This is a genomic window from Desulfovermiculus halophilus DSM 18834 (assembly GCF_000620765.1).
In the GTDB taxonomy this organism is placed as follows: domain Bacteria; phylum Desulfobacterota; class Desulfovibrionia; order Desulfovibrionales; family Desulfothermaceae; genus Desulfovermiculus; species Desulfovermiculus halophilus.
Map to the genome: position 1 here is coordinate 1 of NZ_JIAK01000024.1, position 13,192 is coordinate 13,192.

At 56.6% G+C, this 13,192-nt stretch carries 15 protein-coding genes; 8 read left to right on the forward strand and 7 right to left on the reverse strand.

Annotated elements, in window-relative coordinates:
- The 3 genes from N902_RS20215 to N902_RS20530 all read left to right on the forward strand — a co-directional run.
- Nucleotides 1-191: hypothetical protein (locus tag N902_RS20215; protein WP_034622621.1), on the forward strand; the 191-nt coding region annotated here is incomplete at its 5' end.
- A 144-nt stretch (nucleotides 192-335) separates the two neighbouring features.
- Nucleotides 336-989: a potassium channel family protein gene (locus N902_RS0111300; RefSeq protein ID WP_027371025.1), complete on the forward strand. Its 654-nt coding sequence runs from the start codon at nucleotides 336-338 to the stop codon at nucleotides 987-989.
- A 14-nt stretch (nucleotides 990-1,003) separates the two neighbouring features.
- Nucleotides 1,004-1,129 (forward strand): hypothetical protein, encoded by a 126-nt coding sequence (locus N902_RS20530; protein WP_279614661.1) that lies wholly within the window; start codon nucleotides 1,004-1,006, stop codon nucleotides 1,127-1,129.
- 60 nt (nucleotides 1,130-1,189) lie between these two features.
- Here N902_RS20530 and N902_RS20220 read toward each other — a convergent pair whose 3' ends face one another.
- Nucleotides 1,190-1,696 (reverse strand): hypothetical protein, encoded by a 507-nt coding sequence (locus N902_RS20220; RefSeq protein WP_027371026.1) that lies wholly within the window; start codon nucleotides 1,694-1,696, stop codon nucleotides 1,190-1,192.
- A 340-nt stretch (nucleotides 1,697-2,036) separates the two neighbouring features.
- On the opposite strand from N902_RS20220, the gene N902_RS0111315 reads away from it, so the two are divergent.
- From N902_RS0111315 to N902_RS17570, 5 genes are all read left to right on the forward strand, one after another.
- Entirely contained in the window at nucleotides 2,037-2,789 is a 753-nt protein-coding gene (locus N902_RS0111315; protein ID WP_027371027.1) for a class I SAM-dependent methyltransferase, read from the forward strand.
- Nucleotides 2,790-2,848: 59 nt separating this feature from the next.
- Entirely contained in the window at nucleotides 2,849-4,639 is a 1,791-nt protein-coding gene (locus N902_RS0111320; protein ID WP_027371028.1) for a copper resistance system multicopper oxidase, read from the forward strand.
- Between the two features lie 16 nt (nucleotides 4,640-4,655).
- On the forward strand, nucleotides 4,656-5,510 hold the full coding sequence (locus tag N902_RS17565) for a copper resistance protein B (protein WP_051564533.1): 855 nt from the start codon (nucleotides 4,656-4,658) through the stop codon (nucleotides 5,508-5,510).
- Nucleotides 5,511-5,543: 33 nt separating this feature from the next.
- On the forward strand, nucleotides 5,544-7,544 hold the full coding sequence (locus tag N902_RS0111330; RefSeq protein WP_027371030.1) for a copper-translocating P-type ATPase: 2,001 nt from the start codon (nucleotides 5,544-5,546) through the stop codon (nucleotides 7,542-7,544).
- A 105-nt stretch (nucleotides 7,545-7,649) separates the two neighbouring features.
- On the forward strand, nucleotides 7,650-8,555 hold the full coding sequence (locus tag N902_RS17570; RefSeq protein ID WP_051564534.1) for a protoglobin domain-containing protein: 906 nt from the start codon (nucleotides 7,650-7,652) through the stop codon (nucleotides 8,553-8,555).
- Between the two features lie 19 nt (nucleotides 8,556-8,574).
- Here the strand turns inward: N902_RS17570 and thyX are convergent, their stop codons facing one another.
- From thyX to N902_RS0111365, 6 genes are all read right to left on the reverse strand, one after another.
- Nucleotides 8,575-9,222, reverse strand: a complete 648-nt coding sequence (gene thyX / locus N902_RS0111340; protein ID WP_027371031.1) for an FAD-dependent thymidylate synthase — start codon at nucleotides 9,220-9,222, stop codon at nucleotides 8,575-8,577.
- A gap of 11 nt (nucleotides 9,223-9,233) precedes the next feature.
- On the reverse strand, nucleotides 9,234-10,202 hold the full coding sequence (gene ruvB, locus N902_RS0111345; protein WP_027371032.1) for a Holliday junction branch migration DNA helicase RuvB: 969 nt from the start codon (nucleotides 10,200-10,202) through the stop codon (nucleotides 9,234-9,236).
- Between the two features lie 65 nt (nucleotides 10,203-10,267).
- A complete protein-coding gene (ruvA, locus tag N902_RS0111350) occupies nucleotides 10,268-10,879 on the reverse strand; it encodes a Holliday junction branch migration protein RuvA (RefSeq protein ID WP_027371033.1) in 612 nt (203 codons plus the stop codon).
- Nucleotides 10,876-11,403 carry a crossover junction endodeoxyribonuclease RuvC gene (gene ruvC / locus N902_RS0111355; protein ID WP_027371034.1) on the reverse strand — a complete coding sequence of 176 codons (528 nt, stop codon included), beginning with the start codon at nucleotides 11,401-11,403 and terminating at the stop codon, nucleotides 10,876-10,878. The genes ruvA and ruvC overlap by 4 nt, the downstream gene beginning before the upstream one ends.
- A 3-nt stretch (nucleotides 11,404-11,406) precedes the next feature.
- Nucleotides 11,407-12,156 carry a YebC/PmpR family DNA-binding transcriptional regulator gene (locus tag N902_RS0111360; protein ID WP_027371035.1) on the reverse strand — a complete coding sequence of 250 codons (750 nt, stop codon included), beginning with the start codon at nucleotides 12,154-12,156 and terminating at the stop codon, nucleotides 11,407-11,409.
- A gap of 87 nt (nucleotides 12,157-12,243) precedes the next feature.
- Nucleotides 12,244-12,840 (reverse strand): RlmE family RNA methyltransferase, encoded by a 597-nt coding sequence (locus tag N902_RS0111365; protein WP_027371036.1) that lies wholly within the window; start codon nucleotides 12,838-12,840, stop codon nucleotides 12,244-12,246.
- Between the last annotated feature and the right edge of the window lie 352 nt (nucleotides 12,841-13,192).

The window sequence follows — 13,192 nt, forward strand, 5'->3', positions numbered from 1 at the left end:
CGTGTTTGGAAAACAGGCCTGAGCTTTTTTTTATTCCTGTCTTAAGTGCTTTCACAGGTCATGGGCTCACCAAACAAGCTTTGTTTTTGGCCTATGACGCTTCAGCTATGCGCGAAAATAGCAACCAAATGAACTCCCAGGGCGCTGGGGTAGTGAAAATAGGGCCTTGTCTACAATTTGTTGCTAAATAATTCAACGGTAACCAACCATGACTGATGACTCGAAAAATGGGGAAGAAATTAGCATGGGATATCAACAGGTAGCAGAGTGGGTCTCTTTAAAACCCGGCATGGGTGGGTCCGGTGTGTGTCGGCGGTAACACATAGGAAGGAGAAATGGCCAAAAAAGAGGTTGGAATCATCGGGTTGGGCAACTTCGGATACTATGTGGGCAAATCCCTGGTGGAGATGGGCCATACAGTTGTTGGGCTGGACATCAATCAGGCCAAGGTCAGACAGGCCCAGGAGGTGTTGACCAAGGTCTTTGAGGCCAACGCAACAGACAAGATTGCCCTGGAACAACTGGGAATTGCCGAGATGGGCAATGTGGTGGTCAGCGTGGGCAAATCCATGGAGGCCAGCATCCTCATAGCCCTTCATCTCAAGGAGATTGGGGCTCAAAAAGTCTGGGTCAAGGCCATAAGCGAAGAGCACGAGATTGTGCTCAAAAAGCTCGGTGTGGAGGAGGTGGTCTTTCCAGAACGATTCGCAGCCCAGGGATTGGCACGCAAACTTGTGGTTCCAGGGGTTGTGGACTACCTGTCTTTGGCTGAAGGGATATTGGTCCGGGAACTGGAAGTCAAGGAATGGGCAGGCAAGACCTTGCGGGAGCTGAATTTAACCAACACGTATGAGCTCCAGGTTGTGGCCATCAAGCCATTACGAAAAGAACATTTCAACTTTATTCCCAAGGCGGACCGGGAACTTCAGGCTGGAGATATATTGCTCATTTTGGGAGAGGAAGAGAAATTATCACAAATTATGGCCTAATACTGGATACACCAATGCCATGGACAAAATTCCTCAAAAGCCAGGCCGGGATCTATTTCGATCCCGAGATCCTTGACGTCTTTTTGAACAACTATGAAAAGAAAAAGCAGCCGCCGGAGAAAACTTTGTACGGTATCTAATAAAAAAGGGCCGCGTCCAACTGACACGGCCCTTTGCTGGCTTGTTTCCAGCGACCTTGATTAATACTGCCTTTTCATCCAGCCGGTCTCTTTATCGATGAGCACTTTTTCCACCAAAGATCCGTCCTGGGTGACAATAGTGGCCACAAAAGCACCCTGCTCGTCATTCTCAGTGACCTCACCCACCTTCAGGTTGGGGTTTCCAGCCACATAGTTCTCCGCAAGCTGCCTGGCCTGATCTGCCTGCAAAGGCTGGGCCGGCTGCTGCTGTTGTCCAGTCTGGGGACCGTATTGTCCGCGTGCCCATCCACGCTGCATGCCTTGCTGATTATACGGACAACCTTGATTCATCCCCTGCTGGCCGCCGCGCATCCTGCCTTGTCCTTGCATCATACCGGGTCCCATGCCCTGCCCCTGCGGACCATTCTGTCCGCACCAGGGGCAAAACCAGCCTTGTCCCTGGGGACTATAGCCCTGGCCTTGTCCTGCCCCCTGTTGCTGGGCCAGAACCAGGCCGCCGCTGACCATAACTGCCAATACCGTTGCCGCAATCAAAAACCGTTTCATTATGCGTACCTCCTGTTTTAAGGCATGAACAAATACCTACCAAAATAGTATTATATTTTTGCAGGATGTCAACATAAGAATCAATACCATGTCAAATTATATTCTTAACCTACTGATTTTAATTATTTTAAGCTTTGTTTTCTACCCAAGCACAGCAGATTACCGCATTCAACCGTTTTGGCTGAAAAGATGCTCGAAAATCTGAACGCTGAAGCGGCAACCGCCAGCCAGACGATGCTGTTATTGACCGGACAGTGTCCAGGATATACGCTGAATTATTATAAAGGACCGTATTGAAAATCTTTAATGGCTTGAGTTCAAAACCGGAGACGAGAAAATAATGGATGAACTTCAATTATTGGCAGACCTATACAAAGCAATCCCCAGGCAAGGGCCGGGCGGGGATGCAGAAACCGAAAAAGCGCTTAACCTGGCTGCAATAGACCGCAATGCGCCCTTAAAGATTGCGGATATAGGCTGCGGGACCGGGGCTTCCACACTCATACTTGCCCGCCTATTGAATGCTTGCATCACGGCAGTTGATTTTCTACAAGATTTTCTGGACGTACTGGAAAGTAAAGCTGAAATTCAAAGGCTTTCGAATAAAGTAACACCGCTTTGTTGCTCAATGGAAAGTTTGCCTTTTAGTGAACAAGAGTTCGATATTATCTGGTCTGAGGGTGCGATATACAATATTGGATTCAAAAAAGGAATATCAGATTGGCATGAGTATCTGAAACCAAACGGATTGCTCGTCGTTTCCGAGATTACCTGGATGACAAACACCCGTCCTGTAACAATCCAGAACCATTGGGAGAACGAATATCCAGAGATCGATGTGGCATCTTCAAAGATGAGCATCCTGGAGCAAAATGGATACTCTCCAATCGGCTATTTTGTCTTGCCGGAGCATTGCTGGGTGGAGAACTTTTATCGTCCCCTGCAGGACAGCTTTACGGATTTTTTAAAGCGAAATGGGCACAGTCCCGAAGCTCGCGCCATAGTCGAAGCAGAGAACAAAGAAATAGAGCTGTATGAGAAATATAAATCGTATTACAGCTACGGGGTATATATTGCTCGAAAGCTGGATTGAGCGGTTGGTTGCAGAGGGTCCCTGTTGGAACACCTACCCGCAGCATGAAGGAAGGATATATGAGCACATCCCAAAAATTCAGCCGGCGCAGCTTCCTCCAAGGACTGGGCGCTTCCGTGTTTGTGGCCGGGATGCAGGCCGCATTTCCCCTGCCCTCCTGGGCCAGGACGGACAAATGGGGCCTGGAAGGCTTGCCCGCGGCCAAGAGCCGTTATGACCTAAGCATTGGATACTCACCCATTGTCATCGACGGCCGGGAGGGGATCTCCACCGGGATAAACGGGACGGTTCCAGGGCCTCTGGTCCGTCTGCGGGAAGGCGACGATGTGGTCCTCAAGGTGACCAACGCCCTCATGGACAGCGTTCATTCCTCCATCCACTGGCACGGCATCCTGGTCCCTTTCCCCATGGACGGCGTGCCCGGAGTCAACTTCGCCGGGATCCCGCCCGGAGAAAGCTATACGTACCGCTACAAGGTCATTCAGGCCGGGACCTATTGGTACCACAGCCACTCCTTTCTGCAGGAGCAGTCCGGCTCCTACGGTCCGCTGATCATCGACCCCAAAGACGGGGAGCCGTTCTATTTTGACCGGGACTACGTGGTGGTTCTCTCGGACTGGTCCTTTGAGCAGCCGGAAGCCATCTTCCGGCACATCAACCTGCTGGGCCACTACTACAACTACCAGCAGCGCACAGTGGGCGATTTTTTTGCGGACATCAAAGAACGCGGCCTGCATGATACTTTGGCCGAACGCATGGCCTGGGGCAGGATGCGTATGAGTCCGGTGGACATTGCCGACGTGACCGGATCCACATACACCTATCTGATGAATGGACACTCCCCGGCCATGAACTGGACCGCCCTGTTCAACCCCGGGGAAACCATCAGACTGCGCTTCATCAACGCTTCGGCCATGAGCAACTATGATGTGCGCATTCCAGGACTGGACATGGAGGTGGTCATGGTGGACGGAAAGGCGGTCCGACCGGTCCCGGTGCACGAGTTCCGCATCGGCGTGGCCGAGACCTACGACGTCCTGGTCCGGCCCATACATGACAGGCCGTTCACCCTGTTCGCCGAGTCCATCGACCGCAGCGGCTATGCCCGGGGCACCCTGTCTCCGGAGCCGGGACTGGAGGCCCGGGTCCCGGATATGCGCAAGCGTCCGGTGCGTTCCCTTGAGGACATCGGCATGGGTATGATGGACGACTCCATCTTCGGGGGCATGAATCACGGCCGGATGACACATGGAAGTATGAGCCACGAAAAGATGTCCATGGATGCGGACCTGCCCAAACAGGATCCCCGCATCCCGGGCCCCAACGGCCCGGAACCGTTCCTGCCGGACCGCAAGGGCTCGGCCAGCACGGCCATGATCATCAACAATCCCAGCTATCGCATGGATGAGCCCGGTCTGGGCCTGGGCGGCGACGGATGGCGGGTTCTGGTCTACGACGACCTGGTATCGGCCGAAGCACAGCCCTACAAAAAAGAGCCGGACCGGGAAATGACCATCAACATCACCGCCAACATGGAACGGTACATGTTCTCCTTTGACGGAATGAAATTCAGCGAACATCCAGGACCATACCTATTTCGGCACAATGAACGGCTGCGCCTCTTTCTGGTCAACCACACCATGATGGATCACCCCATCCATTTGCACGGGATGTGGATGCAGCTGGAAAACGGGGCCGACAGGCTGCCCTTCAAGCACACCGTCCTGGTCAAGCCGGGCGAAGTGCTCTCGGCCCTGATCACCCCGATTGAAAAGGGAGACTGGGCCTTCCATTGTCACCTGCTCTACCACATGGAAGCCGGAATGTTCCAGGTTGTTCGTGTTGCCTGATACAAGGAGACGTCTGATGAGATACCTGATGATGGCCCTGTTCGTGTGCCTGTCCCTGGTCTGCCTTGTCCAGGTTTCAGACAGTTCAGCCCAGGAAACCGGAAAACATAAATATCCGGCTGACTACCGTGACGTGGAAACCGATCCTCAGGTGGGCGAAGGTATCCAGAAGTACGCTGTAAACGGCCAGGAAGGACCCCAGAAAAACTTTGGCATGCAGCCAATCCATGACAATAAGGCATTTGCCACCTTTAAGGCCGATCGATTTGAACACCAGTGGCGGGAAAAGGATGAAGAGCTCCTGCTCTGGGATGTGATGGGCTGGGTGGGCAACGACGACCATAAGTTTTTTGTGGAAAGCGAAGGCGAGTATTCCTTGGACCAGGATCAAGTGGAAGAGGCCGGGGTAGAGCTGCTCTATGGCCGGACCATTTCTCGATTTTGGGATCTCCGGGCCGGAATCAGACATGATTTTAAGCCCAGCCCATCACGATCCTTCCTGGCCCTGGGGGTCCAGGGTCTGGCCCCGCAGTGGATCGAAATCGACGCAACCGGGTATGTGAGCGAGGACGGCGATGTCTCGGCCAAAATTGAAGCCGAGTACGAGCTGCTTGTGACCCAAAGGCTGGCCCTGGCCCCCCGGCTGGAAGCCGGTCTCTCTATCCAGGACGTGCCGGAATACGAAACCTGGCAGGGAATTACGGACGTGACTCTAGGCTGCCGGCTCATGTATCACCTTCGCAGAGAGTTTGCTCCGTACGTAGGGGTTACCTGGAATCGAAAGGTCGGCGAAACCGCGCACAATATTGACAAGGAAGGAGGAGATGTGGATTCTGCTGCTTTCGTGGCCGGACTGCGCTTTTGGTTTTGATATGCAATCAGGAAGACTCAACAGGTGACAGCTATGGAACAGCATCAGCACTCCCATTCCCATCATGAGCAGAACAAGCCGCACGGCCATCACGACCACCACGAACACATGGTCCAGGATTTCAAAAAAAGATTCTGGATTACCCTGATTCTGACAGCGCCCATCCTTGCCCTTTCCCCCACCCTGCACTTCCTGTTCGGCCTGAAGGGCCTTGCGGACTTTACCGGCCGGTATCTGATCCTTTTCGGCCTGGGCACTGCCATTTTTGTGTACGGCGGATGGCCGTTTCTCACCGGCCTGGTCAACGAACTGAAAAAGAAACAGCCGGGCATGATGACCCTTATCGGCATGGCCGTCTGCGTGGCTTACGTTTATTCCAGCCTGGTGGCCCTGGGCATGCCCGGAAAGGTCTTTTTCTGGGAGCTGGCCACTCTGATCGCCATCATGCTTCTGGGCCATTGGATTGAAATGCGCTCGGTCATGGGCGCTTCCGGAGCGCTGGAAGAGCTGGCCCGCATGGTCCCTGGGCAGGCGCATAGGCTGGATGCCCAGGGCAATATTTCGGATACGGCGGTCAGCGATCTGCAGGTCCGGGACCGGGTCCTGGTCCGCCCCGGAGAGAAAATCCCGGTGGACGGAACGGTTCTGGAAGGATCGTCATCTGTCAATGAGGCCCTGCTCACAGGCGAATCCAAGCCGGTGCGCAAAAACAAAGGGGACCTTGTCATTGGTGGGGCAGTCAACGGCGAAGGCTCCTTGAGCGTGGAAGTGGGCAAAACCGGAGATGATTCGTTTCTCAATCAGGTCATCGACTTAGTGCGCAAGGCCCAGGAGAGTAAGTCCAGATCCCAGGATCTGGCCAACACGGCGGCCATGTGGCTGACCTTTATCGCCCTCGGAGCGGGAGCCGTGACCATGGCCTCCTGGCTCATACTGTCCACCCGGGACTTTGTCTTCGCCATGGAACGAACGGTCACGGTCATGGTCATTACCTGCCCCCACGCCCTGGGGCTGGCCGTCCCCCTGGTCGTGGCCGTATCCACGACCCTGGCCGCAAAGAACGGCTTCCTCATCCGCAACCGCACCCCATTCGAGGGGGCCAGGAAGATCCAGGCCGTCCTGTTCGACAAGACCGGCACCCTGACAACCGGCAACTTCGGGGTCAGCGATGTCCTGGTCTTTGACCCGGACATGACCGAACAGGAGCTTCTCAACTTCGCATCAGCGGTGGAAGCCCACTCCGAACACCCCATCGCCAGGGGGATAACCGAATCAACCGCTCAGCCCCCGGAAGCACAAAACTTTGAAGCCATCCCCGGCCGCGGAGCCAAGGCGCTGGTCCAGGAGAGGGATGTTGCGGTGGTCAGCCCGGATTACGCGCGGGAGAACTCCATATCTTTTGACCAAGATGCTGTATCCCGCCTGGCTGAAGAAGGAAAAACCGTCGTCCTGGTCCTTGTTCAGGACCAGGCAGCCGGTGCCGTGGCCTTGGCCGATGTGATCCGCGAGGAGTCCAAACAGGCCATTGCCGAGCTCAAGCGGCTTGGCCTGAAGGTCATGATGCTCACCGGAGACAACTCCAAAGTAGCTGCTTCGGTGGCGCAAGAACTGGGGCTGGACGAGTACTTCGCCGAAATCCCCCCGGACCGCAAGGCGGACAAGGTCAAAGAACTTCAAAACCAGGGCTTGCGCGTGGCCATGACCGGGGACGGGGTCAACGACGCCCCTGCCCTGGCCACGGCCGACCTGGGCATCGCCATCGGGGCCGGGACCGATGTTGCCGCTGAAACCGCGGATATCATCCTTGTCCGGTCCAACCCCTTGGATGTCCTCAACCTGATTCGCCTTTCCCGGGCCACCTACCGCAAAACCGTGCAGAACCTGTTTTGGGCCACAGGCTACAATGCCGTGGCCATCCCCCTGGCGGCCGGCGTGCTCGCCCCGATGGGCATTCTGCTCAGTCCGGCCGTGGGGGCGATTCTCATGTCCATCTCCACAGTCATCGTGGCCGTGAACGCCAAGATTCTGAAATAGAAACCGCTAAGACAAAAATCGATCTCATGCGGAAGGTGCAGAAGGATTGCCCCGCATCCGGGAGTTCAGCCAACCATACACAACATACCTGCAAAGAGAGGGAACATGCCGTCCATTGAAGACCTGCTCAATCATTACAGCTATACCAAGCAAGACGAGGAAAACCGCCGCAAGCTGGCAGAACTCATCCTTCCGGAAAAGGAACAATTTGCAAGCGACTTTTACGCCATGCTGGAGGAAGCCCCCTATACTGCCCAGTTCTTTCCCACCCAGGAGGCCATAAACAAGCGCAAAACAACATTTAAATTCTGGTTGAAAATCATTCTCACTTCTCCATTCGATCACCGGCTGCATCTGAAGCTGGAGCGGGTGGGCAAAACGCATGTGCGCATTGGGCTGGATGGACATTATGTGAATGCATCGATGAACTTTGTCCGCCGCTACTGCCAGCAGATACTCTTTCAATCCGTATCCGACACCCGCTCCATGGACTCCCTCCTGGAGACATTGAACAAGGTCCTGGACATCAGTCTGGATATCATGACCAGCTCCTACCGGGAGGCTGAGCTGAAACAGGTATTTTTATCCAAGCGGGCCGAATACTGGATGGTCAGATGGGCGGAACGGATCATGCATGGATTGAACCTCGTGCTCATGGTAGGGCTCCTGCTTCTGGCGGCCGGCGTGACCGCCCTTTTGAGCACGGACATCTACTTTGCGCTCAGCTCGGACGTGGAGCAGGGCGTGATCAGAGCACTGGGATCCCTGCTCATCCTGTGGATGATGGTCGAGCTGCTCCATGCCCAGGTTGAACAGCTCAAGGGCGGCAAGTTTCATGTCCGCATATTTGTGGACCTGGCCATGGTCGCCTTTATCCGCAAGATATTCGTGGCCAGCCTCGAGGGCAAGGACCCATGGTCCTTCGGTCTCCTGATTGGGGCATTGCTGGTTCTGGGTATCATATACTTTCTGCTGGGCCATTCCGAGAAAAAGCAGCCCGGGGCCCGATGACCGCGCCCGGGGATCCTGCTCAACAGGGCGTGCTTTCGGCGAACATCTGGGCCAGTTCGTCGAAAAGCACCGGAATGCGGCTGTGCATATCATCCAGAAGCCCGAGCATGACCTCCCGGATCTGGGGATGGGCGGCCTTCTGGCAGCGCAGGCGGAATACATGCCGCCATTCCCGCAGATTGGCGGTCATCACCACTTCCGTCTTCAAGCTGTTGGGCAGAACGGCCCGGGCCTGCTGCGGGGACGCACCCTGATCCAGAAGCTGCATGTAGGCCTCCTCCGCACGACGCATGGCCTCTTCCCAAATGGCGTATTCCGGGCTCCCTTCCTCCCAGAAACAGGGCTTGATCACGGTAATCTCCCGGCCGAAACGCTCCTGAGAGTAGTTGGCATAGCGGGTGGACTCCTGGGAGTAGGCGGCCAGCCGGTGGCGGACAAGCTCATGGCTCACACCGCGGTCCACGATGAGCCTGACCGTGACATTGGCGTGCTCGATCACGCTTTCATGTCCGGAACGCACGATCCGGCCCACAAACCCGGCGGCCGAGTCGTCGGTAATCTTGTCTTCCGATTTGTAGCAGGTCCGGCCGGCGGCTTCCAGCAGCCTGAGTATCTCCTCGGACCGGGGGATGAACAGTATCTCGTGCCCAGGTTGTACTGCCCGCATGGTGCCTCCAGTTACTCGATGATCTTTAAGTGTTTGTAGGCCTTGCCTGTGGCCACCCGCCCTCTGGAGGTCCGCTTCAGGAAACCGCACTGGATAAGGTAGGGCTCGTAGATCTCCTCCAGGGTACGCACCTCTTCCGAGCATGCGGTGGCAATGGTCTTCACTCCTACCGGGCCGCCGTTGAAATGATGGATCAGGGCCAGCAGGATCTTGCGGTCCATGGTGTCCAGACCGCTGGGATCGACGTCCAGCCGGTCCAGGGCGGTCCTGGCCTGTTCCTTGTCGATAACCTGCTGCCCGGCGACCATGGCGAAATCCCAGACCCGGCGCAGGAGGCGGTTGGCGATGCGCGGCGTCCCCCTGGCCCGGACACCGATCTCCAGGGCGCCTCCATCCGTGATCTCAATGCCCAGGATACGGGAGGAGCGGTGCACGATCTGTCCCAGGTCTTCAGGGGAGTAAAACTCCAGGCGGAACAAGACCCCGAACCGATCCCGGAGCGGAGAGGACAGCAGACCGATCCTGGTGGTCGCGCCCACAAGGGTAAAGGGCTCCAGGTCGATCTTTACTGTGCGCGCCCCAGGTCCCTGCCCGATAACCAGATCCAGCTTGAAATCCTCCAGGGCGGGATACAGAATTTCTTCCACAGTCGGCGGCATGCGGTGGATCTCGTCCACAAAAAGCACGTCATGGCGCTGCAGATTGGTCAAGATGGCGGCCAGGTCCCCACTGCGCTCCATCACCGGACCGGAGGTGCTGATCAGGTTCACTCCGAGCTCACTGGCGATGATCTGGGCCAGGGTGGTTTTGCCCAGACCGGGGTTTCCGGAGAACATAACGTGATCCATGGCCTGGCCCCGCTCTTTGGCCGCTTGGAGGAAAACCCCCAGATTGGCCCGCAGTTCGTCCTGGCCTATAAACTCCTCAAGCTTGAGGGGCCGGATCCGTTCGTCTACCCTGACCTCTGTCTCAGCACCCATTTTCTTTCTCTGCTCCTTACAAGGAAGACCTTGCGCTCGTGCCGGGTCATGCCCATAAACAGGCCCTAGCCGATCTGGGCCATATCCTTGAGCACCGCCCGGATGGCTTCTCCGGCCATGAGCTCCGGCTCGTTCTCCAGCACTTTGCTCAGCGCGGGCCGCACCTCTGCTTCCGCGTATCCCAAATGGACCAGCCCGGCCAGGGCATCGGCAAAAACACTCTGGGCCCCGGAGGGCATGGGACCCGGCTGCTCCGAAAGCTCAGCGGGTTCGGCCTGGAGCTTGTCCTTGAGCTCCCAAATGATCCGCTTGGCTGATTTGGGCCCGATTCCGGAGACCCGGGTCAGGCTCTGAATGTCTTCTGTATGCACCACCCGGCTCAGTTCCTGAGGATCGAAGACGGCCAAAATGGCCAGCGCCGTCTTGGGACCCAGCTTGGACACCGCTATGAGCTGGGCAAAGGTTTCCTGTTCCGCCCGGGACGGAAAGCCGTACAGCTCCAAGGCGTCCTCGCGAACGACGGTATGCACGTACAGCGAAAGCTCCTGTCCGGGTTCCGGGAGGCGCTCCAGGACCGGACCCGCGGCCTGAACAGTATATCCCACCCCCCCGGGAGTCAGCAGCAGGCAGCTTCCAGCCCGCAATTCAAGTAGCGTACCCCGCAGATAGCCGATCATGCGCCCGCCGTAAGCTGCCCCGTCCGGGTCTTAAGGTGCCGCCAACGGCGGAGGTTCACATGGCAGATTGCCGCGGCCAGAGCATCGCTGCTGTCCTTGGACCAATCAGGACGCTTGCCCAGGAGCTGTCCGACCATGAATGCAACCTGGGACTTGTCCGCCCGGCCGGCACCGACCAGGGTCTTCTTGATCAGGGTCGGCTCATAGGCAAAGACCGGAAGCTGGTGGCCTGCGCAGGCCACCAGGGCCGCTCCCCTGGCTTGCCCCAGCTTCAGGGCGGAAGAGGTGTTTTTGGACACGAAGACGTCTTCAACCGCCGCCTCGTCCGGGCAATACTCGGTTATAAGGCGGCTGAGCTGCGCATGTATGGCCCCCAGGCGGTCGCTGAGAGGAAGATCTGCCTGCGGCCGGACCGTCCCGGTCCGGATCAAGGACAGCTGCCCGGATTCTTCACAGACCAGCCCGTACCCGGTACATCGGCTGCCGGGGTCCAAGCCCAGGACGGTTATCCGTTCCCCGGCCACCCTTTAGGCCTCCATTTTGGCATAGAGCTCATCCGGGATCTCGAAATTGGCATGCACCTTATGCACATCGTCGTGCTCATCCAGCTGCTCATACAGCTTGAGGGCCTTTTCCGCAGTCTCCACATCAAGCTCTACATAGGTCTGCGGGATCTTGGCCACTTCAGCATTCTGGATCTCTATCCCGGCCTGTTCGAACGCCTCTTTGACCGCGAGGTAATCCTCAGGTGAGGTCCGCACTTCCCATGCATCGCCGTCGTCGATGACATCCTCGACCCCGGCGTCCAGCCCGACTTCCAGGAGCTGGTCCTCGTCATAGCTCTCCTTGTCAAAGGCCAGAATCCCGTAGCTCTGGAACATCCAGCCCACACACCCGGATTCGCCCAGATTGCCTCCGGCCTTGCTGAAAATCTTGCGGATCTCGGCCACGGTCCGGTTCTTGTTGTCCGTCACCCCTTCGACCAGAACCGCGACGCCTCCAGGCCCATAGCCCTCGTAGACAACTTCCTCAATGCTCCCGGAAGTGATCTCGCCGGTTCCCTTCTTGATCGCGGTCTCGATCTTGTCCTTGGGCATATTGATGTTTTTGGCCGCATCAATCGCCATGCGCAGGCGGGAGTTCATCACCGGGTCTCCTCCGCCCAGCTTGGCCGCCAGCATGAGCTCCTTGGTGGCCTTGGTGAACATCTGGCCCCGCTTGGCATCCTGGCGGCCCTTTCTGTGCTTGATATTCGCCCACTTACTGTGTCCAGCCATACATTCTCTCCTCCTTTATGAAAAAATTCGGACCCCAGTCCGAAGAATTGACGCAAACAGGCAGGTATGAAATGTCATTTCAGATGTTCACGATCCCTCTTTTCGTCCCAGTCCCAGGACAAATATCTCAGTGCTTTCCGCCCGGGAGCTCTTTGGCTTGAAGGTCTTGGTTTTGGAAAAGACACTGCGCATCTGAACAAGAAAATCAGGGACATCCGGGCCTTGAAAAACCTTGATGGCCGCAGATCCTCCGGGGGTCAGCACCTCTGCGCCCATGTGCATGGCCGCAAGGGCCAGCTCAACAGACCGGGTCTGGTCCCTGAGCTTTACCCCCGTGGTTTTGGGGGCCATATCACTGAGCAGCAGATCGAACGGGGTCCGCTGTTCGATCTCTGAGCGCAGCGGCTCGTTTGGATCGAGGACGTCCCCTTGTAAAAATTCAACCTGGGGAGGAAACGGCGTATCGGTCTGGTTGATGTCCACGGCCAGAACACGACCGTTGGGACCGGCTTTTTTGGCCGCGAATATGGCCCAGGACCCTGGCGTGGCTCCAAGGTCCAGAATATTCTGTCCGGGGCGGAACAAGGAAAAGCGCTTGTCTATTTCCTGAAGCTTGTACACTGACCGGGCCGGATACTTGTCCTGCTTGGCTTTCTTGAAGTAATGATCCTGGTATTTCTTCATCCTCAAACGCCTTGAACAAAGATATGCAGATGCCCTCCTGTGTACATGAAAAGCCCCTGAAAGCCAAGCAGCAGGGTCATCCCGGGCTGTGATCCGGGACGGCTCCTGAACACAAAAAGTGGGATCTTGATCATGAGCGCTTGCCATCTATCGTGCCGCTTTCGGGATCGTGGGCACAGACAAGCACCGGCAAAGCCATATCGGTGTGCGCATCGCTTCGGATCACTGGCGCGAAGAATGAGGGTCCAGTGCATCCGTTTGTCGAGATTTTCTTTCTTCGGGATCGAAATCGGGATCGGAATCGACGCTGGAGGCCGCTTGATCCTCTCGAGCATTGTATTTGTTCAGGGGG

What these genes read in the sequence shown, in the direction of transcription:
- N902_RS0111300 (WP_027371025.1), top strand. Translation starts at nt 336, where the DNA reads ATGGCCAAAAAAGAGGTTGGAATCATCGGGTTGGGCAACTTCGGATAC.
- N902_RS20530 (WP_279614661.1), top strand. Translation starts at nt 1,004, where the DNA reads ATGCCATGGACAAAATTCCTCAAAAGCCAGGCCGGGATCTATTTCGAT.
- N902_RS20220 (WP_027371026.1), bottom strand. Translation starts at nt 1,696, where the DNA reads ATGAAACGGTTTTTGATTGCGGCAACGGTATTGGCAGTTATGGTCAGC.
- N902_RS0111315 (WP_027371027.1), top strand. Translation starts at nt 2,037, where the DNA reads ATGGATGAACTTCAATTATTGGCAGACCTATACAAAGCAATCCCCAGG.
- N902_RS0111320 (WP_027371028.1), top strand. Translation starts at nt 2,849, where the DNA reads ATGAGCACATCCCAAAAATTCAGCCGGCGCAGCTTCCTCCAAGGACTG.
- N902_RS17565 (WP_051564533.1), top strand. Translation starts at nt 4,656, where the DNA reads ATGAGATACCTGATGATGGCCCTGTTCGTGTGCCTGTCCCTGGTCTGC.
- N902_RS0111330 (WP_027371030.1), top strand. Translation starts at nt 5,544, where the DNA reads ATGGAACAGCATCAGCACTCCCATTCCCATCATGAGCAGAACAAGCCG.
- N902_RS17570 (WP_051564534.1), top strand. Translation starts at nt 7,650, where the DNA reads ATGCCGTCCATTGAAGACCTGCTCAATCATTACAGCTATACCAAGCAA.
- thyX (WP_027371031.1), bottom strand. Translation starts at nt 9,222, where the DNA reads ATGCGGGCAGTACAACCTGGGCACGAGATACTGTTCATCCCCCGGTCC.
- ruvB (WP_027371032.1), bottom strand. Translation starts at nt 10,202, where the DNA reads ATGGGTGCTGAGACAGAGGTCAGGGTAGACGAACGGATCCGGCCCCTC.
- ruvA (WP_027371033.1), bottom strand. Translation starts at nt 10,879, where the DNA reads ATGATCGGCTATCTGCGGGGTACGCTACTTGAATTGCGGGCTGGAAGC.
- N902_RS0111360 (WP_027371035.1), bottom strand. Translation starts at nt 12,156, where the DNA reads ATGGCTGGACACAGTAAGTGGGCGAATATCAAGCACAGAAAGGGCCGC.
- N902_RS0111365 (WP_027371036.1), bottom strand. Translation starts at nt 12,840, where the DNA reads ATGAAGAAATACCAGGATCATTACTTCAAGAAAGCCAAGCAGGACAAG.